Raw genomic sequence first — 24418 nt, 5'->3', positions numbered from 1 at the left:
GACGAAATAAGCCCTGACGATGTACAGGGCTTTTTATTGCTTATAAATAAGTCCCACTGAGATGAAGCCCCGTTGGGATTAAGTTGATATCCCATTGTTGTACCGCTTGTTGCAGCATAATACGGGGTTGATCCAATTCAACCGTTGCTTGACCTAAAGCCAAGATGGCTTGCTGTAACAGTTTGGCGGCTTGAGTGATATCCAATGCGTGTGCCAGATTCTGTTTAGACAGTTTTTGCCCTTGATCGTTCATGGCAAGCGGAAGGTGCATATAGCTTAAGCTGGGATAATCCAGCAAAGAACCTAACCAGATTTGTCGAGCAGTATTATCGAGTAAGTCTGCACCGCGAACCACATGGCTGATCCCTTGCAGATAATCATCTACGACCACGGCCAATTGATAGCTAATAATGCCATCACGACGTTTCAAGACGAAATCACCCAGATCTTGCTGTAAATTAGAACATTGCAAACCTTGCAAGCGATCTTCGAAACAAATCTGTTGATCTGCGACTTTTAGGCGTATCGCTTGATCGGCAAAATCCAGATTTAAATCACGGCAGGTTCCTACATAGATATGATTGGAACCCAACATTTTACGGGTACATTGGCAGGCATAAATTGCATTGCATTGCTTGAGTTGCTCAAGCACCTGTTCATAGATCTCGAAACGATCTTTTTGAAAAATAATCTCTGCATCGGGTTCAAATTGAAAGGCATCAATGCAAGAGAGAATATGTGCTTCGCTATTGGGGAAAATACGCGGGATATCGGTATCTTCAATCCGAACCAACCATTGGCCTTGATTGGCCTTGGCATCGCAATAACTGGCCACTGCGGTGAGCAGAGACCCAAAATGCAAGGGGCCGGTTGGCGATGGCGCAAACCGACCCACATATGAGCAGCGATTAAGCAAAGCATCGCCTTGCTTCGCTTCATGGCTCAACACGGTTGTCAAAATTAACCGTTATTTTGCTTTTCTTTGATTTCAGCCAAAGTTTTGCAATCGATACATAAAGTCGCAGTTGGGCGAGCTTCTAAACGACGTAAGCCAATCTCGATACCACAAGTTTCACAGAAACCGTAATCTTCGTTTTGAATGGCTTCAATCGATTGTTCGATTTTACGAATGAGCTTGCGTTCACGGTCACGTGTGCGTAGCTCAATTGCAAATTCTTCTTCTTGCGTCGCGCGGTCATTGACGTCAGGAAGTGCGCTAGATTCGTCTTGCATCGTATTTAGGGTACGATCAACTTCAGACATTAACTCCGCTTTCCATGCATTTAAAATTTGGCGGAAATGCTCAAGTTGTCCTTCTGACATGTATTCTTCATTTTTCTTCGGCTGATAAGGCGCAATTCCAAACAGACTAGCAGTTGTACCACCTTCTGAAGCCTTCGGTTTGGTTTTACGTACACGTTTCGCCGATTTCAGATCATCAATCACTTCTGTCGGTTCATCCAAGACTTGATTTTGGTTGTCATTCGCCATATAGGGCATTCCTCATCTTACACGTACTATCTATACGCAAAAAATATGGTGATATGCAAGTGTTTTTATAGAAACCTGAGATGGTTTTTCCCATCAAGGGTCGACATCATATAGAGTTTTTGAGCAAGATGGTAGTCATTCCCGTCCAGATTTTGTGAGAAATCCCCAATGTAATTTGTAATCAAAAGTTTTAGGAACTGCTGCTATTTCAGCCATGCATTGTGTTATAGGCTAAAACAACATAAACAAGGCATGAAATACAGACAATGGCGATTCCTTTGTCAAGTTTCATAACGCAGTTTAGGGATGTTTTAGCCATAACCCTGCGGGGCAGAGAGATTTTTTGCCGCTACGATGTTAGGTTTTGTTTACTGAGAATGACTAAGTTTCACAAAACCTGCCTTGTACCGCCTAAAAAAATATCCTCTGCCACAAGCATCTGTGAAATGTCAGCAGTCCCTAATCATAGCCCAATACTTCTGAACTATTCATTCGTTGTGAAGTGGACAAACGATAGACCTGCGTTTCTATTTCTCCATTGGCTTTGAGACGAATCAAACGGTAGCCTGGATGCTCTTCATCCAATGCAAACTTATCACTTCTCGGCTTGAATTGAATACAGGTTGAGGGGGTTGATAAGAACTCAACGCCTTGCCATGTATTGATCGAATCCTGATGTACATGACCACAGACGATCGCTTTGACATTGGAGAAGGGTTGAATCGTTTCGAGCAAATCAGATGAATTCTTCAGCTTGTGCTGATCAATCCAAGCCGATTGCATGGCAAAAGGGTGATGATGGCAGGCAATAATCACATGGCGATCGTGGTGTTGTGTCAGCAACTGGGTGAGTTGTTGCAATTGCACCTCAGCAATATTGCCATCAATCCGCTTTGGCTGTGCGCTATTCAGCAGGATGATACTCCATTGCCCCAACTCAATTACAGTGGGTTGGGTTTGATCTGCCTCGTGGAATGGAAAATGCGTAACATCGTCATGATTGCCTGGGGTATGAAAAAAGGGGATTCCCAAAGTTTGCATATATTGTACATAGCGTTGATACGTCAAAGGTGTTGGCGATTGTGCTAAATCACCCGTGTGTACAATAAGGTCAATATGAGGATGTTGCTGGCGCATCAAGTCGATTACAGCATGAAAACTTTGCTCAGGTTGCATCCCGACAAATTCTAAATGTGGATACTCGAGCAAATGTGTATCGGTAATCTGTATCATCACAAAATCTTGTTGCGATAATGATGAGACTTGGAAAGTCACCGTCTTTAGCCCCTTCAGATTTTTATCTTTGTTGTATATGTTGAGACAGCCACTGTAATGCCATGATTACAGGTGCGTTTCTCAACCGCCCGTTATTTAATAATGCTTCTAATGCGGAATAATCAAATAGATGAAGCTGAATATTTTCACCTTCATCTGGCATTCCAAAAATACCCCCATCCTTTGGCAAATCAACTTCTGCAACATATAAATGAAAAAATTCAGAACATGCGCCAGCAGAAGGGTAGAAGCTAAATAAATGTTTTAATTCCGTGATCTCACAGCCTGATTCTTCGAGACTCTCACGGCGGATACAGCTTTCAGGAGATTCATCTCCATCAAGTACACCAGCAATCACTTCGAGTTGCCATGGTGAAACTGGATCACTTAATGCACCGATACGAAATTGTTCAATCAGTGCAAAGCGTTGTTGTTGGTCATTATAAAGTAGAACGCCAGCGGCTTCTGGACGATGAACCAATTCACGCTGAATTAAGGGTGAGTAATCTTCTCGATCAAATAATCGATGTTTTAAGCTCACTTTCTCAACTTGAATGAACCCCCGAAATAAAGGCTCTCGAGATTCTATCGTAACGTCGGTTGCTGAGTAGCTGGCGTGGTCAAGAATAGTCATCTTCAATCAGGATGAGATTGTACATATCTCATCCTAACCGAGAATGATTCGCAGGGAAATCTTTTTTTAGTCGATTCACACCTTGTGGTACAATTTTTGACCATGTTCCTGATAAGCGGTTTTCATTGCATTGAGACCTGCTTCAACTTCTGTTTCGGCATCATTTGACTGCTTGGCATTGTGTTGATTTTGCGCATAATCTCGCACATTCTGAGTGATTTTCATGGAACAGAACTTAGGTCCACACATTGAACAGAAGTGTGCTGATTTATGCGCTTCTTTTGGAAGGGTTTCATCATGCATACTGCGTGCTGTATCAGGGTCTAAGCTTAAATTGAATTGATCATCCCAACGGAATTCAAAACGTGCTTTAGATAAAGCATTGTCACGCACTTGTGCACCAGGGTGGCCTTTGGCCAAGTCTGCTGCATGCGCTGCAATTTTGTAGGTGATGATTCCGTCTTTTACATCTTTCTTATTGGGTAAGCCTAGATGCTCTTTTGGCGTGACATAACACAGCATCGCCGTCCCATACCAACCAATCATCGCTGCACCAATTGCAGAAGTAATATGATCATAACCTGGAGCGATATCGGTGGTCAGTGGCCCAAGGGTGTAGAATGGCGCTTCTTTACAGACTTCAAGTTGTAGATCCATATTTTCTTTAATCATATGCATTGGCACATGACCAGGACCTTCAATCATCACCTGTACATCATGTTCCCACGCACGATGGGTGAGCTCGCCTAGGGTTTTTAGTTCACTAAACTGTGCTTCATCGTTGGCATCTTGCACACAACCTGGACGTAAGCCATCGCCCAAACTGAAGGATACGTCATAGGCTTTCATGATTTCGCAGATTTCATCAAAATGCGTATATAGGAAGTTTTCCTCATGATGAGCTAAACACCATTGTGCCATGATCGAACCACCGCGAGAGACGATGCCCGTTAAGCGGTTTGCCGTCATTGGTACATAACGCAGTAATACGCCTGCATGAATAGTAAAGTAGTCAACACCTTGTTCGGCTTGTTCAATCAAGGTGTCTTTAAAAATTTCCCAAGTGAGGTCTTCTGCCACACCATCGACTTTTTCCAGTGCTTGATAGATCGGAACCGTTCCGATCGGCACAGGTGAGTTGCGGATGATCCATTCACGGGTTTCATGGATATTTTTACCCGTGGATAAGTCCATGATGGTGTCCGCTCCCCAACGGGTGGCCCAAGTCATTTTGGCGACTTCTTCATCAATCGATGAACCGAGTGCTGAGTTCCCAATATTGGCATTAATCTTGACCAAGAAATTGCGCCCAATGATCATCGGCTCACATTCAGGATGGTTAATGTTGGCAGGAATAATGGCACGGCCTGCGGCAACTTCTTGACGTACAAACTCAGGCGTAATTTCTCTTAGATTTTGTGCACCAAAGTTTTGACCTGGATGCTGGCGCATATCAACATGTTCAAGCTGACGTTGATTTTCGCGGATGGCAATATATTCCATTTCAGGGGTAATGATGCCCTGTTTGGCATAATGCATTTGCGTAACATTTTTATCTGCTTGCGCACGGCGAGGGTTTTGAATATGCGCAAAGCGGATTTCAGCAGTACGAATATCTTTTAAACGGGCTTGTCCGAACTCAGAACTGAGACCTGACAGCACATCGGTATCTTGGCGCTCTTCAATCCATGCTTGACGCACGGAAGGTAACCCCTTGTTTAAATCAATCTGTATATTCGGATCGGTATATACGCCTGAAGTGTCATAGACCATGACCGGTGGGTTGTGTTCGCCACCTAAGCCTGTTGGGGTTTCAGTCAAGCTGATTTCACGGAAAGGCACTTGGATATCGGGGCGAGAACCTTCAACATAAACCTTGCGTGAAGCAGGTAAAATACGGGTTAAATCTTTAGCGTCTTGCTCATGTTGAGCAGAAATATCGGCAGGGGAAAGATTCGTTAATTGGTTCATGGCATGATCCTTATGTATGGCATTAACGAATCAAGCACGACCAAAAACAATGGCGGATTTATCTCTATGATAAATAAAGGCTAAGTTTTTGCTGGGCTTGATTCCTACGCAGGTTTTAACCTGATCAGGTTCAACGGTACTTGTCTTTAAATTGGATGATTAAGACAATCTCAGCAGTTTGTTAACTGCGCTCCGTCAAGCTAGGTGTTTAGACTAACAGATTTAAAAAAAAATGCTTGTTTAATTGATGTTGTATTGAATACAAATTGCATCCTGATGGCAGTCTCGATAATCGGTACTTTCAAACGGTGATTTTAGTGGTAATAACTCGTGCAATTGTTCACTCGAATTACTTTCAGGGTTGTCTGTGACTGTATTTGCAGTAGTGAGAGCAAACTTTTGCTGGCGCTGCTCTAAAGGCGTGGTTGTGAAGGCTAAGTATTTTTGTGCCACTTCGGCCAAATGACTATGCTTTTGTTTGGCTAAGTGTTGGATCTGTTGTAACGCTTCTTTGTCTGTCTCTTGATCTGATGCCAGTCCGGTATAAGGGACTGGTGCTGGTGTGTTGTCTGAACCAAAGAAAATTAGAAATGAGTATTCATCCAATAGGCGTTGAGCGTCTTTAGCAAAATAGCTTTGAGGATATTGCTGTAGATATTTTTCCCAAAATAAAGCCCGTTCAATCAACTCTGCCCATGAAGCGTTAATTGCCGCATCAATGTAGAATAAGTCCTGATTATCTTTTGCCATTCGTTGTACAAAGATTTTTTGATCAATAGGCAATGATGGTGCAAAAACGTCCAAAATATATTGAGGTTGGCGACGGTAGTCAATGATACCTTCACCTTGGTCTTGTAGCTCGATATACGCTTGTCCTTGATGTTGCAATAAATACTGATCTCGAGGTGAAAGCTTTTTAAATAGTTCAGGTTTGGCCTGAAAATTTTTGATTTGTTGGATCGATTGCCATGAGGAATCTTGATCCATTAAGCGATATAGATATTCTTCAAGATTCAGAAATTGATCATAGCCTTTCTTGCTTTGATGTCCTTGCATAAAACGCAAATACATATTGCTTGAGTTTTGCAGCCATTGTAATTGTTGAGTATTTTTGACCTGAGAAATGCACTGTTTGAGTTGAGCATTGACTTGGTTTAATGCTTCAATACTGCTGCGCTCATCAATATTTTGCATTGCCTGATTTAAGTTGGTGCAATTCTGTTGAGTGGTGGTTGTTTTATTCGTTTGTTGCAGGGTCTGTTTATCTGTATTGGTCGGTTGTGGCGGTTTTTGGCAGCCGAGTAATAAGGCACTGCTCATCAGGCAAAGAGTAAAAAAACGCATAATAAAATTCTTTGTTGGTGATTGTTATGGCGGTAGGATTATAAAGCGCATGCTATAAAGATGAAATCAACGGATAGGCTGTCATAAAACTTTCATCATTTCTATGTTTTAATCACCAATCATTTTTCCATGTGTCTAGTGGAGGCATACTGTGAGCCCAAGCAATCCTGTGTTAAGTCATCATATTTCTTCACAATTTAATGAAGACTTGCAAGATGTGCATACCAAGTTTATGACCATGGGTGGATTAGTGGAGCAACAAGTTGCCAACGCAATTCATGCTTTATTAGACACAGATGCTAACTTAGCGATTGATGTGCAGTTTAAAGACAATGCGGTCAACCAATTTGAACGCGATATCGATGAAGGTTTAACCTTGATTCTCGCGCGTCGTCATCCTGCTGCGATTGATTTGCGTATGGTGATTGCAATGAGTAAGGCCAATACTGACTTAGAGCGTATTGGTGATGAGGCTGCAAAAATTGCTCGTATTGCACAAACCTTATGTGAAGAGGGTGAGTCGCCACGCGGTTATATGGAAACCCGTCATATTGGTAACCAAGTGCGTGTCATGATTCATGATGCTTTAGATGCATTTGCCCGTTTAGATATCGAGCAAGCGCTTAAAGTCGTGATGGCAGATGTGGATATTGACCGTGAATATCAGTCGGCTACACGTACCTTAATGACCTATATGATTGAAGATCCGCGTCATATCTCACGCGTGATTAATGTGATGTGGGTATTGCGTTCATTGGAGCGTATTGGTGACCATGCACGTAATATCTCAGAACAAGTGATTTATATGGCGAAAGGGACGGATGTACGTCATACCAGTATTGAAGAAATTGAACAACAAGTGCATCAAAAATAATCATGTAAAAATCACATAACTAAAAGCCGCTTTGAATAGGCGGTTTTTTTATGTGTAAAATCTTAGCATAAAAAAATCCCAGACTTCGGGGGAAAAGTCTGGGAGAGAAATTTCATGCGTTACGTGAGATATCAACGTATCTCTTTGTCCTTCTGGATTTAACTATACGGGGTAGGGTGAAAGGTGTCATGTAGACAACTGTGTATACTCTGTAAGGCTTTATTACTTATGTAAATATCACGTAAAAAGAGAGCTGTTTTTCAGCTCTCTTTTTACGGTAGGGTTTGACCAAGCGACTTATTTTTGTTCAGTCCAACCTTCTGCTTTTTCTACGCTTTCATCATTATTGAAGAATTTCTCACGTTGTTCTTCAAGAAACTTTTTCGCATCAGGCTCAAATACATTCAAGCGTTTTTCATTAATCAGCGTGGTTTGGTGTTTTAACCATTCCTGCCATGCCTGTTTTGAAATTGTTTCAAAGAACTCTTGGCCTTTCGGACCAGGGAATGGCGCAAAGTCCAAACCTTCAAGCTCTTGTTTGTATTTACGGCAAAGTACTTGTCTAGTCATCATCAATCCTTAAGCGTATAACTGTTCTAGGCGAGTGTGTGCACGGGCAATTGCAGCTTCAACCTGTTTCGGTGAGGTACCGCCAATATGATCGCGTGCATTGACAGATGCTTCTAAAGTCAGGGCCTTGTCAAATACATCGGCTTCGATCAAATCAGAGAACTGTTGCAGTTGTTGTAGCGTTAGTTCGGATAAGTCTTTTTCTTCTGCCACGCCTAAAGCTACGGCTTTACCAACAATCTCATGTGCATCGCGGAAAGCCACACCTTTTTTGACCAGGTAGTCGGCAAGGTCAGTTGCAGTTGAGAAGCCACGTAACGCTGCTTCACGCATAATCTCAATATTTGGCACAAGGGCAGGAACCATGTCTGCAAAAGCCATGAGTGAACCACGTACGGTATCAATCGCATCAAACAAAGGCTCTTTATCTTCTTGGTTGTCCTTGTTATATGCCAATGGTTGGCCTTTCATTAAGGTCAATAGGCTAATTAAGTCACCAAAGACACGACCTGATTTACCACGAACCAGTTCTGGTACATCAGGATTTTTCTTTTGTGGCATGATTGACGAACCTGTACAGAAGCGGTCTGGAATATTCACAAACTTAAACTGCGCTGAGGTCCATAAAATCAATTCTTCAGACATACGTGATAAATGCATCATGATCAAAGATGCTGCTGCATTAAATTCAATGGCAAAGTCACGATCTGAAACGGCATCTAAAGAGTTTTCTGAAACGGCTTCGAAACCGAGGAGTTCTGCTGTGTAAGCACGATCAATCGGGTAGGTTGTACCTGCCAAAGCTGCTGAGCCGAGTGGCATACGATTGACGCGTTTACGGCAGTCTTGTAAACGTTCAGTATCACGCACTAACATTTCAAACCATGCCAATAAATGATGACCAAAGGTCACAGGCTGAGCCGTTTGTAGATGGGTAAAACCAGGCATAATGGTATTGGTATTGTTGCTTGCCAAACCAAGTAAGCCTTTTTGTAAGCGTAATAATAGACCTAAAATGTCATCAATCTCATCACGCAAATATAAGCGGATATCGGTTGCAACTTGGTCATTACGGCTACGGCCCGTATGTAATTTTTTTCCGGTAATGCCGATTCGTTGAGTCAAACGAGACTCAATGTTCATATGTACGTCTTCTAAATCAATGCGCCATTCAAAGTTGCCTGCCTCAATTTCAGCTTTAATGGTGCTCAAGCCTTGGATAATGTCATCGCGTTCAGCTTCAGTTAAGACACCTACTTTGGCAAGCATAGTGGCATGTGCAATTGAACCTGCAATATCTTGTTTATAAAAACGTTGGTCAAATTGCACAGATGCGGTAAATTCTGCAACAAAAGCATCAGTTGCTTCAGAGAAGCGACCGCCCCACATTCCAGAGGTTTGATTCGGGTTGGCTGAAGAAGAGGATTGAGAAGATGTGGTCATGGCGGCTCAGCAAAATAAAAAAGAGTATAGCAAATCCAAACGCAGTTGCCGAAACTCGACGTAAGAAGTTATCGCAAACTCGTCAGGGGAATCCATCAGGCTCCTATTTTTTTACGAAAATTGGTCAATGGCAATACTTATTGGAATTAATTGTTGCAAGTAATGTCTTAGCGATGGTGCTGGCATTGGCTGAAGCGCGGTCATGGCAAGCCTTGGAGAGCTTTCGTGTACTGCAATATATGGTTTTTATTAATTGGGTAATTTTATCGTTCGCGACAGTTGTTGATTATTTTAAGGATTTTTTTGCTAAGTTTAGTCAGAAAATTGCCTTGATAATGGGCTTTGTGTTGTTACAGCTGATTGTGCTGTTGACGACTTGTGTGATCAATCTGCTTCAATTCTGGGCTGCACGTTCGGGTTCATTTTCGGATGAGATTTTATTTCATGGGACTAGTTTGCATTTAGGCTACGGCGTTTTGCTGGGGGCGTTCTGCTTACGTTATTTATATATGCGTGAGCAATGGATGAACCAGCAGTATAGTGAACTCAATGCGCGGATTCAGGCGATGCAGGCACGGATTCACCCACATTTTTTATTTAATAGTATGAATAGCGTGGTGAGTTTAATTGCGATTGACCCTGAAAAAGCTGAAAATATGTTGATTAATCTGTCACGCTTATTCAGAGCCAGCTTTCAAGAGCTGAAACTGGTGAGTCTGGCCGAAGAAATTGAATTATGTCAGCATTATTTAAGTATTGAAAAGATGCGTTTAGGCGCGCGTTTGAATGTAGAATGGAATATACAGGCAACACCGATTGAATTAAAACGGGTGACGATTCCGTTATTGACGTTGCAACCTTTGCTGGAGAATAGTATTTTTCATGGGGTAGAAAAAATTTTACAACCTTCAACCATTAGTGTATTGGTTGAAATATTGCAAAATCAAGTCAGTATAGTCATTACTAACCCTTATTCTCACGATACAATAAAATCGAGACAGGGAAATGGTATTGCGATAGACAATGTGAAGCAGCGCTTGAAAGCTTATTATGGGCAAACGGTTAAGTTTCAGATTTATGGGGGAACGTCGTTATATACGACCGTGGTGAGCTACCACTATCGAGTAAAATAATAAGTCAAGTTAACCATAAAAAATATGGATGAAGTTAACGGTGACAAGGAGGAGAGGATGAGAGTTCTGATTGCTGATGATGAGCCTCTCGCAGTAGAGCGTTTGGCACGTTTAGTGACCCAGATGGGACACGAAGTCATTGCGACAGCGCATCATGGTCAGGATGTGTTAAATCATATAGAAAACGACTCACCCGATGTCGTTTTATTAGATATTCAAATGCCAGGGATGAATGGTTTGGAATGTGCTGAACAACTCAGCCAGCTTAATCCACGTCCTGCGATTATTTTTTGCACGGCATATGATCAACATGCATTGGAAGCATTTAAATTTCAAGCACAAGGATATTTACTTAAACCTGTTGCACAACAAGATTTACAGCAGGTATTTAATCATTTAACTCAACTCACACAAGCACAAATGACGGGTTTACAACAACAAGACGATATGTACGATACCAAAGCACAACGCCATCAAATTGCTGCGAAAACTTATCGCGGAGTGGAACTGATTCCCTTGGAAAATGTTTATTATTTTTTAGCAGATCAGAAATATGTCACTGTTCGCCATAAAAATGGCAGTGTACTGATTGATGAAACACTTAAAGATCTGGAACTGGAATTTGCCGATCGCTTTATCCGCATTCATCGTAATGCACTGGTCTCGCTCGACTATCTTGAAGGCTTAGAGTTGGTGACTGCGGGACAATATCAGGTGCGGTTACGTGAGTTGGATGAGCGTTTGTCGGTCAGTCGCCGACACTTGCCGAGTTTAAGAGAATGTATGCATCAATTATAAAACCAAACTTTTCGGCTGAATGATTGATCACTTTGTGATTTTTTACTTGCAATTTCAGGTGAGCAAGTTAAGTTTGGAACAATTGCTTTGATCATTACCTCACTTGAATTTATGAAAACCTTAAAAATTGCGACTCGACAAAGCCCGCTTGCACTCTGGCAGGCGGAACATATTCGTTCTCGTTTAAATGCGCTTTATCCAGATTTAACGGTTGAATTACTTAAGTTCGTAACGCAAGGCGACAAGATTCTGGATACCCCTCTGGCAAAAATTGGTGGTAAAGGTTTATTTGTAAAAGAGTTGGAAGCAGCACTGTTGGATGGGCGTGCTGATTTGGCGGTACACTCGATGAAAGATGTACCCATGCATTTGCCTGAAGGTTTGAGTTTGGCAGTCATTTGCGAACGTGAAGATCCTTTGGATGCTTTTGTTTCAAATCACTACTCCCATTTTGACGAGTTACCGCAAGGTGCCAAAGTGGGTACATCGAGCTTGCGCCGTAAATGCCAGATTTTACAGCAACGTCCAGATTTAGAGATTATTGATTTACGCGGTAATGTCGGGACACGTTTATCCAAGTTGGATGATGGTTTGTATGATGCCATTATTTTAGCCAGCGCAGGCCTAAAACGTTTAGGTTTGGCTGATCGTATTCGCCATTGTTTGGCGCCCGTATTGAGCTTGCCTGCGGTGGGTCAAGGTGCACTTGGTCTAGAGTGCCGTAGCGATGATGTCGAATTATTAAAATTGATTCAGCCACTGCAACACGAAGAAACTTCGATTTGTGTCCGTGCAGAACGTGCGTTCAATGCTTATCTGGAAGGGGGCTGCCAAGTGCCGATTGCAGGTTATGCAACCTTGACGAATGATCAACTGCACATAGAAGGTCGTGTCGGTAGTGTTGATGGTCAGACCTTACTCAAAGAACAATTGGTCGGTGCAACAGTCGATGCTGAACAATTGGGTGAACAGCTCGCACAGCGCCTGTTAGAACAAGGTGCAGGTGAATTGCTCAAAGCGTTGTATTAATGCTGTTTATTAATACACGTCCTGATGACCGTGCCTCTGCTTTAACACAAGCATTAAGTGAAGTGGGTTATCAGGTCGAAGCACTACCTTTGCTTGAGTTGGTTGCAGAACCTTTTTCTCATGTTCTGCAACAACTTTATTTAGAATTGAAGCAGGTTCAAGCGATTGTGGTGGTGAGTCCAACCGCTGTTGATGTTGGGATGCGTTATTTACGGCAAGCAGGTTTGCAACTTGATCAGCTGCAGCATATTCAATGGATTGCTGTGGGACAGACTACAGCACACGCTTTAGCAAAATACAGCATAGACAGTTGGGTGCCTGAGGTGGAAACTTCGGAAGGAATGCTGCAACTGCCGATTTTAAAACAACACAAAGATCTAAAGAAAATCGCATTTTGGCGAGGCTTAGGGGGTCGACAGTTTATGATGCAGCAATTGCAGCAACACGGTGTCGAGATCCTGAATTTTGTGCTCTATCATCGTCAATGCCCTAAGCAGAGTGTGATTGCATTTCCTGAAATTGTAAAAAAAATAAGTTTAAATCAGCCTGTTGCAGTGTTGATCAGTAGTGAAGCGAGTTGGAATTATTGGCAGCAATTCTGCAAACAATCTCCGTGTACAGCTGCGTGGGTTTATCTGGTTTTGGGCTCACGTTTGGCTCAGCTCGTAGAAACGGCCCAATCGCAAACGGCGAAAGGATTTAACATTATTCAGCTTGAAAATTTATCCGCATCAGAGATCATTCATCGCATGAGTGACTGGAAAGGACATGTATGAGAAAAATTGGTTATCTAATATTAGGATTGAGTTTATTGTGGTTGGCTAAACTCAGTTACGATGTTGCGCAATATTCTCAAACGCTACCCCAGTTACAACAGCAGCTCGATCAAACCGAGCAACGCTATGCTCTATTGAATGATCAATTTGTTGCAGTGCAACGCCAGTTGCAAAATAGCAGTGTGATCGAGCCTACAGATAATGTTGCAATACCGACCACGATGACAGGGATCGCCCCGGTTATTTTGGTTAAACAACAAATGCACTTGGTTCAGTTTGCTTTGGATCAACAGCAGTTTATTTATGCATTAGATCAACTAAATCAAGCTCAGCAACATATTGCTCAGTATGCGGTTTCACCAGCGTTGCAGCATAGTCTGATGAAAGCCATTGAACAGGACAAACAAAGCATTCAACAATACGTCCTCAGTCAAACGCAGCAACAGCAGCAACTCGACAATTTGTTGCAGCAGCTGGATCAGAAGATTCAGCAAGAAATCAAAAATCCTAAAATAAGCATGACAAAAAGTGACAGTGGCGCTTGGTGGCATTGGTTTAAGTTGGAAAAGGTACAGCGTAATTCGCCCGATTTGATGAGTCGTAATATTACCTTGAAAGAAGCTCAATTACGTTTATTACTGGCTTCGCAAGCCTTGCAACAAGGGCAACTGGCTGAATACCGAAAATCAAGCTTGGAAGTGATGCAGTTATTGGCTGAATTACCCGATCAGAATAGCCAGCAAATGAAGCAGCGTTTAGAGAAAATTTTAAACCTGCCTGCAGTACCCACTCCGAAATTAACCACATTGGGTTTGTTGGGATAAGGCATTATGAAACATTTATTGTGGATTTATCTGCTTGCAAGTTTGGTGTTGTTCGCCCTGTTTGCCATCTTGAGTTATGGCTATGGGAATGGTTATGTGTATATTTATTGGCGTGATTGGCAGTTTCAGAGTGGAGTTTGGGGGCTGATTGCGCTGTTTATCGTCATCAGTTTGCTGGCACAATTTGCTTGGCTATTTGGTAAGCGTTATTTCGCCCGAGAGCAACGCAAAAAAGAAACGATTCTGCATTTTAAAGATCTACATCCTTATGAGCAACTCGGGATTGTTTGGTTATTGGAAGCTGCAAAAGATCAACAAGTGTTTATTGAGCGTGTTTATACCCAGTCAGGGTTGCTCAATCATATTATTGATGCGCAATTTGATTATAAAAATGGTGATTATGAGACTGCATTGCAGAGTTTAGAGAAATCTGCACCGATGGCATTTGAACTGGCTGAATTGCAACGCATTGATATTTATCTTGAGCAACAGGAAACACAAAAAGCACTCACCCATTTAGAGTTTTTGGCCCAACATCAGCTTTCACCTTGGTTGATTGAAATTGAGACGGCTTATCAGCAACGGATTACTGCGCTTTGGGGTAAACTTGCCTTGCAGGAGCCATGGTTGTTTTTGCAAACAACCCAATATGGTTTGCTTGATGCTGAACACCGTGATCTATGGTTGCAACAATTATTGATTCGGTTTGATCAGGCATCTGTCGATGATCTGGCGGCACTGCAGCAACGCTATCTGTTTTTACAGGATGAAATTCAAACTCGTCCGTACAGTAGTAAAGTGCTCTGGTTGAAACTATTGGCACGTATGCCAGAAATGAGTGTACAGCATGAAGATCTAGCCTTACATTTATTACAAGATCAATTTGATCCAGAAGTGTTTTATCTTTGGTTCCAACAACAATTATTGAAGCAGATTCCAGATTATGCCTATGTTGAGCAGCGCATTATGCAGCTTGAACAGCGTTACACCAGTGTGCCGATGTTAAGCTTTGCAAAATGGCATATTTATGTGGCAACACAGCGACAAGCAGAAGCAGAGCAATTATTAACTTTATATCCAGATAATATTTTAATGAGTTATTTAAGGATTAAATCAACTTTGGGTGATAATCCAGATTTAATCAGGCAGTTAAATTTAATATTTGAAAATGATGTAAATTTTCTTAATTTTAAGATATGAGAGAAAACATGAAAGAATTGTCTGTCTATCCTGTTGTGCTTCAGCAAACCGTTGCTTGGGGGGATATGGATGCGTTTGGTCATGTAAATAATGTTCAGTATTATCGTTATATCGAGAGTGCACGCATCGCTTATTTAATGACGCTGAATATCTTTGATCAGGAGATATTGACGGTCGTTGCATCAAGCCAGTGTAAATACTTGAGTCCTGTATTCTATCCCGATGTGCTGCATATTGGTGCGCGGATTGAGGAGTTAAGAAATAGTGCTTTTCGTATGCATTATGTATTGTGGAGTGAAACACAACAGCAAATCGTGGCAACAGCTGAGGCGGTCATGGTTTGTGTGGATAAGAACACATCAAAGAAATTAAATATTCCTGATGAGATTAGACAGCACATAATTCAGTTAGAACATAGCGTAGGTCATGCTTTAATATAATGTGAATGATTATAAAGACGATTATGTCTATTTTTGTTTGATTATATCATCATTTCATATAATAAGGTTCAAAGCTTTCATTTGTAAGAGATAAGGTATTTGAACCTAAACCCTGAAAAGAAAATTAAAATTTTTTAGATAAAATTAAGAGTAATTTAATATAAATCGGATTGCTTCGGATCCGTGGTCTCGCTTTTATAGAATATGTTTTTATATAACAGGTCTACTTTTTTTGCTTTATTGTAAATAAATTGCCATTTGGGGGTAAATATACGATTAAGTGCGTTATTCTTATATTGATTAATTAATCATTTATAAATTAATATTGAATCGAATTAAAAATTCATTTTATTTTTGAGTGATATATTTCCCCTATATAAGTTGGAGTGGTTCTAATGAAACCAGATATTAGTGATTTATCTGTAGAAGATTTAAAGCGTTTACAAGCAGAAGCAGAAGCTTTGATTGCAAGTAAAAAAGATCAAGCAGTTGAAGATGCGTATAATCAAATTATCGCGATTGCAGATGCGATTGGTTATAGCGTTGAAGAGTTATTGGAAGTGGGCGAGCAAAAGCGTAAGAAAACTACGCGTAAAGCAGTAGAGCCACGCTACCGTAACAAGAGCAATGCTGAAGAAACTTGGACTGGTCGTGGTAAGCAACCACGTTGGTTAGTTGCTCAGTTAGAAAAAGGTGCAAAACTTGAAGATTTCTTAATCTAAGCAAGTTTTAAAGTCATCGTTTTGTCATACGATGACTTTATCCTTTATTAAAAGCCAGGCTTAAAAAGCTTGGTTTTTTTATATCAGAGAATTGGCGATGTTGAAAAAGTATGCATAATGTCATTCAGGGGGCGATTGTCTCAAAAAGGATGATATTTGCATGTTGGTAAGGGTGGAATGAAGAAAAAAACCAAGCAATGGAGATGGTGGGTATTCGCCATTTTTGCATTTTTAATTTTTATTATTTTACAAATTCCAGCAACATGGTTAATTGCGAAATTTTCAAAAGATAATCAAATATTACATAATGTCAGCGGTAACATTTGGCAGGGGCAAGCAGACTGGCAACGTGGTCAATTGCGCGGTTCAGTGCATTGGAAAACTCGCCCTCTGGATTTGCTATTACTGCGCGTTGGTGCAGATCTGGATATTCATAGTGGTAATACCCAGTTCAATGGGGTTTTTGCTTACGGTCTAAGTAAGAAAATCATGATTAAAGACCTGCAAGGGAAAATCTCGCCTGAAACATTAAAATATTTTGCCAACTGGCAGTGGCCTGAAAACTCAATCCAACTGAAAGACGTACAATTGAATTACCAAAAAGAAAAAGGCTTTAGCGCGGTAGAAGGACAATTGAATTGGGGTGGTGGTGCGTTGGCCTATACTTTTGGTCAGCGACAAGATCGTATGAATATGCCGTCTTTAGTGGCTGAACTTAAAGATGAAAACGGGCAATTACAAATAGATGTCCGTGATCAACGTAGCCAGAAAATGGCGAATCTGAGCTTAGATGCAAGTCTGATGCTGGATGTACAACTCACCCAGCGGATGTTGTTAAACATTCCCTCTTATGAAGGTAAAGCTGGCTTAGACACCTATGTGATCAGTTCGCGGCAACCCTTGTTGCAAGGTGGTTTCTAATGAAAGCAATCACTGAAAAAATGCAACAATTGCGTTGGCAAAAACTGGATAAGCTCAGTGGTCTGGTTTTAGTACTCCTGATTTTGTGGTTATGTTGGAAATTGGCTTCACTGTTCTGGTGGGTGGTTGCGCCACCACAACCGATGCAGTTTGACCGAGTGGAGTTGGGCTCGCAGCAAGCCCAAGTTCCCAATATCAGTTCTTTTGCATTATTCAACGAACCAGCAGCAACTTCGGCTGATGATAATGTCAATCTGGAGTTACAAGGTGTGTTGTTGGGACAGCCCAATTATTTATCATCGGCTGTAATTAAGTTGAATGATAGTGCTGAACGATATCGTGTTGGTGAAACTGTGGGATCAACGTCATATCAATTGGCTGAAGTCTATTGGGATCATGTGGTTTTAAAACAGGGCAATGGTGCAACCCGAGAAGTTAAATTTAAGGGTTTGGACAAAGGTCTATATCAGCCAATTGATCCTGTGCTTAACAACAGCAACAATGTACCGCCAGCAGCGGCTGCACCAACTCAGAACTCACCACAATCGGCTTTAGGTCAAGCGATCCAGCAAATGCAAGATAATCGCGAGCAATATCTAAAAAATATGGGAGTCAATGGTGGTGGTGCGGATGGTTATGAAATATCAGACAAGACCCCATCGAATTTAAAAAATACCTTGGGTTTGCGTTCGGGTGACCGTATTCTATCGATCAATGGTCAAACCGTCGGGCAGGGGCTCAACGAAGTACAATTATTAGAGCAAGTACGTCGTGAAGGGCATGCCAAAATAGAAATAAAACGTGGTGATCAAGTGATGACCATACAACAAAGTTTTTAGTGATCACACGTCACACATCAGTTAGGAATAAGTGCAGGTTATGGCTTTTTTAAATCATCAACGACCACTTTGGGCATTACTTGCCGCCGCACCTTTGATTGCGTCAGTGAGTACTCATGTGCAAGCACAAACATGGAAGATCAATCTACGTGATGCAGACTTAACCGCATTTATTAATGAAGTTGCAGATATTACTGGGAAGAACTTTGCGGTTGATCCTCGTGTGCGTGGTAATGTGACGGTTATTTCCAATAAGCCTCTGAATAAGGACGAGGTGTATGACCTATTTCTAGGCGTACTCAATGTCAATGGTGTGGTGGCGCTCCCTTCAGGAAACACGGTTAAACTTGTCCCTGACAGTAATGCGAAGAACTCTGGGATTCCTTACGATGCACGTAGCCGTGCGGGTGGTGATCAAATCGTAACGCGAGTGATTTGGCTGCAAAATACCAATCCGAATGACTTGATTCCAGCCCTACGTCCGTTAATGCCGCAATTTGCGCATTTGGCAGCGGTTGCGGGGACCAATGCTTTAATCGTTTCTGATCGTGCAACCAATATTTATCAGCTTGAAAATATCGTGCGTAATTTAGATGGCACGGGTCAAAATGACATTGAAGCAATTAGCTTGCAGTCGAGCCAGGCTGAAGAAGTGATTGGTTTGTTGGAGACCATGAGTGCAACTGGTGCTTCAAAAGATTTTATCGGTTCACGGGTGCGTATCATTGCCGATAATCGAACCAATCGGATTTTAATCAAGGGTGACCCAGATTCACGTAAACGTTTGCGTCAAATGATTGAAATGCTGGATGTACCATCAGCAGATCGTTTGGGGGGGCTCAAAGTCTTTCGCTTGAAATATGCGAGTGCTAAAAACTTGGCGGAGATTTTGCAAGGTTTGGTCACAGGGCAATCTGTTTCGTCTTCATCGTCGTCCTCATCGAATAGTAATAATCGATCCAACTCGATTAATAACCTGATCTCTAATAATCAAAACTCAAGCTCGACAACAGGGTCATCGTCGTCGTCTTTTTCGACGCCTTCAATTAATCTAAATGGCAATTCAAATAATAGTCAAAACTCCAGTATTACGAGCTTTAATGGAGCAGGTATCAGCATTATTGCTGACCCAACGCAAAATGCATTGGTGGTCAAAGCTGAACCACAATTGATGCGCGAAGTTGAAGCGGCTATTCAACAGTTGGATATTCGCCGTCAACAGGTACTCATTGAAGCTGCAATTATTGAAGTCTCGGGAGATGATGCAGATCAACTTGGGATTCAGTGGGCTTTGGGTGATTTAAGTAGTGGTGTTGGTCTGATTAGCTTTAGTAATGTGGGTGCGAGTCTGGCATCCATTGCTGCAGGTTATGCCACTGGAGGAGCGAGTGGTGCAGCTGCAGCGATTGCGGGAGATGCCAATAAAGGTAATGGTGCTACACTTGGTATTGGTAATTTTGAAAACTCACGTAAAGCCTATGGTGCGCTGATCCAAGCCTTGAAAACCAACACCAAATCCAACTTCTTATCTACACCGTCGATTGTGACTATGGATAACGAGGAGGCTTATATTGTTGTAGGTCAAAACGTCCCTTTTGTGACGGGTTCGGTATCGACGGGGACGTCGGGTACAGTCAATCCTTATACTACGGTCGAGCGTAAGGATGTCGGTGTCACGCTAAAAGTGATTCCACATATTGGTGACAATGGTACGGTTCGCCTTGAGGTTGAACAGGAAGTTTCGGATGTCCAGAACAACAAAGGCCAAGCAACAGACTTGGTCACCAATAAGCGCGCCATTAAAACCGCTGTGCTTGCGGAACATGGACAAACAGTGGTATTGGGAGGCTTGATTGCAGATAATACGTCATTGTCGCGTCAAGGTATTCCTGGACTGAGTAGTATTCCTTATCTTGGGCGTTTATTCCGTGCCGATGCGCGGAGTAATATCAAGCGTAATCTATTGGTGTTTATCCATCCAACGATTGTGGGTGATGCTAATGATGTACGCCGTATTTCTCAACAGCGTTATAATCAGCTCTATAGTTTGCAACTTTCAATGGACAAAAATGGTAACTTTGCCAAACTACCTGAGAATGTTGAGGATATTTATAATCGACAAGCAGTGGCGACAAATTCACCGTATCAAAAAGTACCAACAGCAACCCAAGCGAATAAAACGGTTGTGGTGACTACACCTGTTGCAGTTGAAGCGCCTCAAGTACAACAAAAAACGGTACAACTTCCTGTGAAAGAAACAGAGCGTAGTAAAAACACGGTAACCACCACCACGATTCGACCAGCGTCTTCACAGTAGATGCACAGAAGCGCTTATGTCACAATGCTATGATTGCAAGAAATTCTATAAGGATATGCATCTATGACTTGGAAATTACAAGCCATTACAGGTGAATTTACGGGGCAAGAACTGAGTATCGAACGTGACATGTTGGTGGGAAGACATCAAGATGCCGATATTTTGTTGCAGTCAGCAGATATTTCACGTCGTCACGCGGCGTTATTGTTAAAAGATCAGCAGCTTTGGGTGCAAGACCTGAATTCATCGAACGGTACATTTATTAATGATGCGCGTGTTGAGCAGGAAACAGAATTGCACGATGGCGATATCTTGCAGTTTGCCAGTTTTGTCTTTTCAGTACTTGCGCCAGCGCTATCTGAAGCTGAAGTGCCAGAAATCGAGATTGAACCTGTAGCGTCAAATTCTACAGATCAAGGTATGCCAAGTATTGCTGAACGTGCAGTTGAGACGCCGATCACACGTGATGGAATGCCACAGCAAGTGGCGATACCAAAGCCAGCACCGATTCCTGAGGGAATCAATGTACAGGCAGCGCCAGAGCCGCAACCTGTTGCAATTGAAGAACCTATTTCGCGTGTTACTGCGGAAAAAGAGCAACAGAAGAATGCTTCGGTTGGCCTCATTTCTATTATTGTATTGATCATTCTGGCGGTGATTGCTTGGCTGTTCTTTAAATAATCGGGCGAAGCTTTTACAATCAAGGCATGCCCACGTGGGTATGCCTTTTTCATTTCTTGAGTCGAAAGATATGTCCGTTGCTCAGTTACACAACCGTAGTTTAGTCTTATTTGATCTGGATGGGACACTGGTCGATTCCGCTGCTGATTTATATCGAGCGATGAACCTGAGTTTAGAAAAATTGGGTTTGGCGAAGGTAACCGAGGCGCAAGTTCGGGTCTGGGTGGGAAAAGGTGCAGCCAAACTGTGTGAGGCTGTGCTAGAACATTTGTTTGGGGAAGTAGATGCTCAGCAGCAAGAGCAACTCCTCAGTACATTTGTTGATGTTTATGCGCAGGAGCTCTGTGTAAATACTCAAGTGTATGAGGGGGTTTTACCATTTTTAGATTATTGTCAAACCCATAATATTAGCATGGCATGTGTGACCAATAAGCCTGAACAGCTGGCACAAGGTATTCTTGATCTCTTGGCTTTAAGTCCATATTTTAAAATGGTGATTGGGGGTGATCGTTTGCCTGAACGAAAACCACATCCTTTGCCGTTGCTGCACTGTGTGCAGGCGCAGAATACCACGACTGCGGCAACCTTGATGATTGGTGATTCAAGCAATGATGTTGAAGCAGCTAGACGTGCAGGTATTGATTGTATTGTGGTCAGCTATGGCTATAATCATGGAGAAAGTATTTACGACTGTCAGCCACAGCAAGTGGTCGATAGTTTGGCAGAATTGATAGAAGAAGATTTAGTAAGGAGACAAGCATGAAGATGATTATGGTTTTTCGATGGCGGGCTTGAGACAGCACTAAAGAAAAAACGCACAGAAATTAAAAACCATAGAGAAGATTCATGACGACCTTAGCACAATTTGAGCAATTAAAAGCAGCAGGCTATAACACCATTCCTGTTTATCGCCAGCGTTTGGCCGATACTGAAACCCCACTTTCTGTTTTTGCTCGTTTTAAACAACATAAGCAAGCCTATCTATTTGAGTCTGTTGAAGGTGGTGAGAACTGGGCACGCTATTCAATGATTGGTTTGGGTGAGTCCACCGTTTTTTCCTGCAATGCAGGGGTACTCACCATACAACAGGCGGATGGTACCGTGATTCAGCAGGATTGTGCTGATCCCTTTGACTATATTCGTGAGTTTCAAGGTCAGTTTAAAGTCCCTACGCAAGTTGAATTGCCTGATTTGCCAAGTTTTACTGGAGGATTGGTGGGCTATTTGGGTTATGACGCTGTGCGTTATATTGAACCGAAGCTGAAAAACGTGCCTGCTGCTGATCCTGTAACATTACCAGACCTTTGGTTGATGCTCTCACAAACCGTGATTGTGTTTGATAATTTAAAAGATACCTTATTCCTCATCCATCATGCCGATGCCAACCAAGCTGATGCATATGTGCAGGCTCAGCAAAAGCTGGATCAGTTAGAGCAATTGTTGGCGACACCTGTTAGCTTACAAGCGAAGCCGCACACAGCACCGCATTTTGAATCGATCACAGGCAAAGCAAAATTTCTTGAGACGGTTGAAAAGGTCAAAGAATATATCCGTGCGGGTGATGTGATGCAGGTAGTGCCTGGACAACGTATGGTCTCTGATTTTGATGGTGAAGCGCTGCAAGTGTATCGTGCGCTTCGCCATTTAAATCCATCGCCCTATTTATTCTTGGTGCAAGGGCAAACCCTGACAGACCAAAAGCCCTTTCATATTGTGGGTTCATCACCAGAAATTTTATCTCGTTTAGAAAATGGCATTGCAACGGTACGTCCTTTGGCAGGAACGCGGCCACGTGGTAAAACCAAGGAAGAAGATCTTGCCTTGGAGCAAGATCTATTGGCAGATGAAAAAGAGATTGCTGAACATCTAATGCTGATTGATCTGGGGCGTAACGATGTCGGACGTGTATCTAAAATCGGTAAAGTGCAAGTGACTGATCGGATGGTGATCGAGCGTTATTCCCATGTGATGCATATTGTTTCGAATGTACAGGGTGAAGTACGAGATGATGTAGATGCTTTAGATGTGTTTAAAGCAACATTCCCCGCGGGAACGCTTTCAGGTGCACCAAAAATTCGGGCTATGGAAATTATTGATGAGGTTGAGCCTGTTAAGCGGGGTGTATTTGGTGGCGCTGTTGGATATTTAGGCTGGCATGGTGAAATGGACATGTCGATTGCGATTCGTACTTGCGTTATTCGCGATCAAAAGGTCTATGTACAAGCGGGAGCGGGGCTAGTTGCGGACTCAAATCCTGAATCTGAGTGGAATGAAACCCAAATAAAAGCTCGCGCAGTGATCAAAGCGGTTGAATTATCGTCAAACGGATTGATTTTATGAGTTTTTAGCAGTTTTTTTAAAAAAAGCACTTGCATCGATTCAGAGTTTTGCTAAACTGCACACCGTTCCGATACGAAACGTACGAAACACTTAGAAAGCGCCGGCATAGCTCAGTTGGTAGAGCAACTGACTTGTAATCAGTAGGTCCACAGTTCGAATCCGTGTGCCGGCACCATCTTAAAAGTGTGGTAGTATTAAGTGGAAGAACAGCACTGTGTAAGTGTGATGTGGTGAGATTCCCGAGCGGCCAAAGGGGGCAGACTGTAACTCTGCTACGAAAGTTTCGAAGGTTCGAATCCTTCTCTCACCACCATTTAACTTCGATAGAAGTGGTCAGTACCAACATGCGGGAGTAACTCAGTTGGTAGAGTGGCAGCCTTCCAAGCTGCATGTCGCGAGTTCGATCCTCGTCTCCCGCTCCATATCGAAGATGTCGCTCTTATAGCTCAGTGGTAGAGCACTCCCTTGGTAAGGGAGAGGTCTCGAGTTCAAATCTCGATAAGAGCTCCAGATATACAGCTTAGTGGAATTTCCACAACATTTTAAAGAAGCAGGCTATTATAGTCTGCTTTTCAAGTATTAGGTGTCTAGTTTTTTAGGCGAATGTCGATTAAGAAGGTTTTTCAGGGTTGTTTTTCTCTAAACTGGCGTCGACGTAAACGAGGAAAATCAAAATGGCTAAGGCTAAGTTTGAACGTAACAAACCACACGTAAACGTGGGTACAATTGGTCACGTTGACCATGGTAAAACAACTTTAACTGCTGCGATTGCAACTATTTGTGCAAAAACTTACGG

General features: G+C 42.3%; 24 protein-coding genes, 4 tRNA genes and 1 riboswitch. Of the genes, 20 read left to right on the top strand and 8 right to left on the bottom strand.

Going from position 1 to position 24418, the window contains the following annotated elements:
• Window positions 1-40: 40 nt before the first annotated feature.
• The 6 genes from gluQRS to F957_RS05110 form a co-directional block, all read right to left on the bottom strand.
• The gene (gene gluQRS, locus F957_RS05085) at window positions 41-949 is read right to left on the bottom strand and encodes a tRNA glutamyl-Q(34) synthetase GluQRS (RefSeq protein WP_016540817.1); all 909 of its coding nucleotides are present in this window, start codon (window positions 947-949) and stop codon (window positions 41-43) included.
• 11 nt (window positions 950-960) lie between these two features.
• The gene (gene dksA, locus F957_RS05090) at window positions 961-1491 is read right to left on the bottom strand and encodes an RNA polymerase-binding protein DksA (RefSeq protein ID WP_004656335.1); all 531 of its coding nucleotides are present in this window, start codon (window positions 1489-1491) and stop codon (window positions 961-963) included.
• A gap of 459 nt (window positions 1492-1950) precedes the next feature.
• The gene (gene cpdA, locus F957_RS05095; RefSeq protein ID WP_016540818.1) at window positions 1951-2766 is read right to left on the bottom strand and encodes a 3',5'-cyclic-AMP phosphodiesterase; all 816 of its coding nucleotides are present in this window, start codon (window positions 2764-2766) and stop codon (window positions 1951-1953) included.
• A 22-nt stretch (window positions 2767-2788) separates the two neighbouring features.
• Window positions 2789-3400, bottom strand: coding sequence for an NUDIX domain-containing protein (locus tag F957_RS05100; protein WP_016660503.1), 612 nt, complete (start codon window positions 3398-3400; stop codon window positions 2789-2791).
• Between the two features lie 75 nt (window positions 3401-3475).
• Window positions 3476-5371, bottom strand: a complete 1896-nt coding sequence (gene thiC / locus F957_RS05105) for a phosphomethylpyrimidine synthase ThiC (protein ID WP_016540820.1) — start codon at window positions 5369-5371, stop codon at window positions 3476-3478.
• 84 nt (window positions 5372-5455) lie between these two features.
• Window positions 5456-5576: riboswitch (TPP riboswitch) on the bottom strand.
• Between the two features lie 35 nt (window positions 5577-5611).
• Window positions 5612-6715, bottom strand: a complete 1104-nt coding sequence (locus F957_RS05110; RefSeq protein ID WP_016540821.1) for a hypothetical protein — start codon at window positions 6713-6715, stop codon at window positions 5612-5614.
• Window positions 6716-6866: 151 nt separating this feature from the next.
• Here F957_RS05110 and phoU point away from each other — a divergent pair, with 151 nt between their 5' ends.
• On the top strand, window positions 6867-7589 hold the full coding sequence (gene phoU / locus F957_RS05115) for a phosphate signaling complex protein PhoU (RefSeq protein ID WP_016540822.1): 723 nt from the start codon (window positions 6867-6869) through the stop codon (window positions 7587-7589).
• 297 nt (window positions 7590-7886) lie between these two features.
• Here phoU and F957_RS05120 read toward each other — a convergent pair whose 3' ends face one another.
• The gene (locus tag F957_RS05120; protein WP_016540823.1) at window positions 7887-8159 is read right to left on the bottom strand and encodes an oxidative damage protection protein; all 273 of its coding nucleotides are present in this window, start codon (window positions 8157-8159) and stop codon (window positions 7887-7889) included.
• A gap of 9 nt (window positions 8160-8168) precedes the next feature.
• Complete coding sequence (gene argH, locus F957_RS05125) at window positions 8169-9602, bottom strand: argininosuccinate lyase (RefSeq protein ID WP_016540824.1); 1434 nt, start codon at window positions 9600-9602, stop codon at window positions 8169-8171.
• Here argH and F957_RS05130 point away from each other — a divergent pair.
• The 19 genes from F957_RS05130 to F957_RS21285 form a co-directional block, all read left to right on the top strand.
• Window positions 9593-10735, top strand: coding sequence for a sensor histidine kinase (locus F957_RS05130; RefSeq protein WP_016540825.1), 1143 nt, complete (start codon window positions 9593-9595; stop codon window positions 10733-10735). The genes argH and F957_RS05130 overlap by 10 nt on opposite strands.
• 57 nt (window positions 10736-10792) lie before the next feature.
• Complete coding sequence (locus tag F957_RS05135; RefSeq protein WP_016540826.1) at window positions 10793-11533, top strand: LytR/AlgR family response regulator transcription factor; 741 nt, start codon at window positions 10793-10795, stop codon at window positions 11531-11533.
• Between the two features lie 111 nt (window positions 11534-11644).
• Window positions 11645-12562, top strand: a complete 918-nt coding sequence (hemC, locus tag F957_RS05140; protein WP_016660500.1) for a hydroxymethylbilane synthase — start codon at window positions 11645-11647, stop codon at window positions 12560-12562.
• On the top strand, window positions 12562-13338 hold the full coding sequence (locus F957_RS05145) for a uroporphyrinogen-III synthase (protein ID WP_016540828.1): 777 nt from the start codon (window positions 12562-12564) through the stop codon (window positions 13336-13338). Before hemC ends, F957_RS05145 begins: the two co-directional genes overlap by 1 nt.
• Entirely contained in the window at window positions 13335-14162 is an 828-nt protein-coding gene (locus tag F957_RS05150; RefSeq protein ID WP_016540829.1) for a hypothetical protein, read from the top strand. Before F957_RS05145 ends, F957_RS05150 begins: the two co-directional genes overlap by 4 nt.
• 6 nt (window positions 14163-14168) lie before the next feature.
• Entirely contained in the window at window positions 14169-15362 is a 1194-nt protein-coding gene (locus F957_RS05155) for a hypothetical protein (RefSeq protein WP_016540830.1), read from the top strand.
• Window positions 15363-15370: 8 nt separating this feature from the next.
• Window positions 15371-15802: an acyl-CoA thioesterase gene (locus tag F957_RS05160; protein ID WP_016540831.1), complete on the top strand. Its 432-nt coding sequence runs from the start codon at window positions 15371-15373 to the stop codon at window positions 15800-15802.
• 395 nt (window positions 15803-16197) lie between these two features.
• Entirely contained in the window at window positions 16198-16524 is a 327-nt protein-coding gene (locus F957_RS05165; protein WP_016540832.1) for an H-NS histone family protein, read from the top strand.
• 177 nt (window positions 16525-16701) lie between these two features.
• Window positions 16702-17445 (top strand): type II secretion system protein N, encoded by a 744-nt coding sequence (gene gspN / locus F957_RS05170; protein WP_016660499.1) that lies wholly within the window; start codon window positions 16702-16704, stop codon window positions 17443-17445.
• On the top strand, window positions 17445-18284 hold the full coding sequence (locus tag F957_RS05175; RefSeq protein WP_016540834.1) for a type II secretion system protein N: 840 nt from the start codon (window positions 17445-17447) through the stop codon (window positions 18282-18284). The genes gspN and F957_RS05175 overlap by 1 nt, the downstream gene beginning before the upstream one ends.
• Before the next feature lie 40 nt (window positions 18285-18324).
• The gene (gspD, locus tag F957_RS05180; RefSeq protein WP_016540835.1) at window positions 18325-20601 is read left to right on the top strand and encodes a type II secretion system secretin GspD; all 2277 of its coding nucleotides are present in this window, start codon (window positions 18325-18327) and stop codon (window positions 20599-20601) included.
• A gap of 63 nt (window positions 20602-20664) precedes the next feature.
• Window positions 20665-21282 carry an FHA domain-containing protein gene (locus tag F957_RS05185; RefSeq protein ID WP_016540836.1) on the top strand — a complete coding sequence of 206 codons (618 nt, stop codon included), beginning with the start codon at window positions 20665-20667 and terminating at the stop codon, window positions 21280-21282.
• Window positions 21283-21352: 70 nt separating this feature from the next.
• Window positions 21353-22045: a phosphoglycolate phosphatase gene (locus F957_RS05190; RefSeq protein ID WP_032860606.1), complete on the top strand. Its 693-nt coding sequence runs from the start codon at window positions 21353-21355 to the stop codon at window positions 22043-22045.
• Between the two features lie 83 nt (window positions 22046-22128).
• On the top strand, window positions 22129-23622 hold the full coding sequence (trpE, locus tag F957_RS05195; RefSeq protein ID WP_016540838.1) for an anthranilate synthase component I: 1494 nt from the start codon (window positions 22129-22131) through the stop codon (window positions 23620-23622).
• Window positions 23623-23721: 99 nt separating this feature from the next.
• Window positions 23722-23797, top strand: a tRNA-Thr gene (locus F957_RS05200).
• Between the two features lie 54 nt (window positions 23798-23851).
• Window positions 23852-23935 (top strand) — tRNA-Tyr (locus F957_RS05205).
• A 33-nt stretch (window positions 23936-23968) separates the two neighbouring features.
• Window positions 23969-24044, top strand: a tRNA-Gly gene (locus tag F957_RS05210).
• 13 nt (window positions 24045-24057) lie between these two features.
• Window positions 24058-24132 (top strand) — tRNA-Thr (locus tag F957_RS05215).
• A 164-nt stretch (window positions 24133-24296) separates the two neighbouring features.
• Window positions 24297-24418 (top strand): GTP-binding protein (locus tag F957_RS21285; RefSeq protein ID WP_016660498.1); only part of this gene is annotated, 122 nt, incomplete at its 3' end.

It is taken from the genome of Acinetobacter gyllenbergii CIP 110306 = MTCC 11365 (assembly GCF_000413855.1).
Taxonomy (GTDB): Bacteria; Pseudomonadota; Gammaproteobacteria; order Pseudomonadales; family Moraxellaceae; genus Acinetobacter; species Acinetobacter gyllenbergii.
This window is presented reverse-complemented; position numbering and strand designations above follow the sequence as displayed.

Excerpts from the sequence above, each read along its gene's own strand:
- trpE (WP_016540838.1), top strand. The coding sequence starts at position 22,129 with ATGACGACCTTAGCACAATTTGAGCAATTAAAAGCAGCAGGCTATAAC.
- F957_RS05150 (WP_016540829.1), top strand. The coding sequence starts at position 13,335 with ATGAGAAAAATTGGTTATCTAATATTAGGATTGAGTTTATTGTGGTTG.
- F957_RS05175 (WP_016540834.1), top strand. The coding sequence starts at position 17,445 with ATGAAAGCAATCACTGAAAAAATGCAACAATTGCGTTGGCAAAAACTG.
- F957_RS05185 (WP_016540836.1), top strand. The coding sequence starts at position 20,665 with ATGACTTGGAAATTACAAGCCATTACAGGTGAATTTACGGGGCAAGAA.
- F957_RS05100 (WP_016660503.1), bottom strand. The coding sequence starts at position 3,400 with ATGACTATTCTTGACCACGCCAGCTACTCAGCAACCGACGTTACGATA.
- F957_RS05120 (WP_016540823.1), bottom strand. The coding sequence starts at position 8,159 with ATGACTAGACAAGTACTTTGCCGTAAATACAAACAAGAGCTTGAAGGT.
- F957_RS05155 (WP_016540830.1), top strand. The coding sequence starts at position 14,169 with ATGAAACATTTATTGTGGATTTATCTGCTTGCAAGTTTGGTGTTGTTC.
- gspN (WP_016660499.1), top strand. The coding sequence starts at position 16,702 with ATGAAGAAAAAAACCAAGCAATGGAGATGGTGGGTATTCGCCATTTTT.
- F957_RS05130 (WP_016540825.1), top strand. The coding sequence starts at position 9,593 with ATGTGGTCATGGCGGCTCAGCAAAATAAAAAAGAGTATAGCAAATCCA.
- thiC (WP_016540820.1), bottom strand. The coding sequence starts at position 5,371 with ATGAACCAATTAACGAATCTTTCCCCTGCCGATATTTCTGCTCAACAT.
- F957_RS05135 (WP_016540826.1), top strand. The coding sequence starts at position 10,793 with ATGAGAGTTCTGATTGCTGATGATGAGCCTCTCGCAGTAGAGCGTTTG.
- F957_RS05110 (WP_016540821.1), bottom strand. The coding sequence starts at position 6,715 with ATGCGTTTTTTTACTCTTTGCCTGATGAGCAGTGCCTTATTACTCGGC.
- F957_RS05165 (WP_016540832.1), top strand. The coding sequence starts at position 16,198 with ATGAAACCAGATATTAGTGATTTATCTGTAGAAGATTTAAAGCGTTTA.
- F957_RS05190 (WP_032860606.1), top strand. The coding sequence starts at position 21,353 with ATGTCCGTTGCTCAGTTACACAACCGTAGTTTAGTCTTATTTGATCTG.
- argH (WP_016540824.1), bottom strand. The coding sequence starts at position 9,602 with ATGACCACATCTTCTCAATCCTCTTCTTCAGCCAACCCGAATCAAACC.
- F957_RS05160 (WP_016540831.1), top strand. The coding sequence starts at position 15,371 with ATGAAAGAATTGTCTGTCTATCCTGTTGTGCTTCAGCAAACCGTTGCT.
- gspD (WP_016540835.1), top strand. The coding sequence starts at position 18,325 with ATGGCTTTTTTAAATCATCAACGACCACTTTGGGCATTACTTGCCGCC.
- hemC (WP_016660500.1), top strand. The coding sequence starts at position 11,645 with ATGAAAACCTTAAAAATTGCGACTCGACAAAGCCCGCTTGCACTCTGG.
- dksA (WP_004656335.1), bottom strand. The coding sequence starts at position 1,491 with ATGGCGAATGACAACCAAAATCAAGTCTTGGATGAACCGACAGAAGTG.
- F957_RS05145 (WP_016540828.1), top strand. The coding sequence starts at position 12,562 with ATGCTGTTTATTAATACACGTCCTGATGACCGTGCCTCTGCTTTAACA.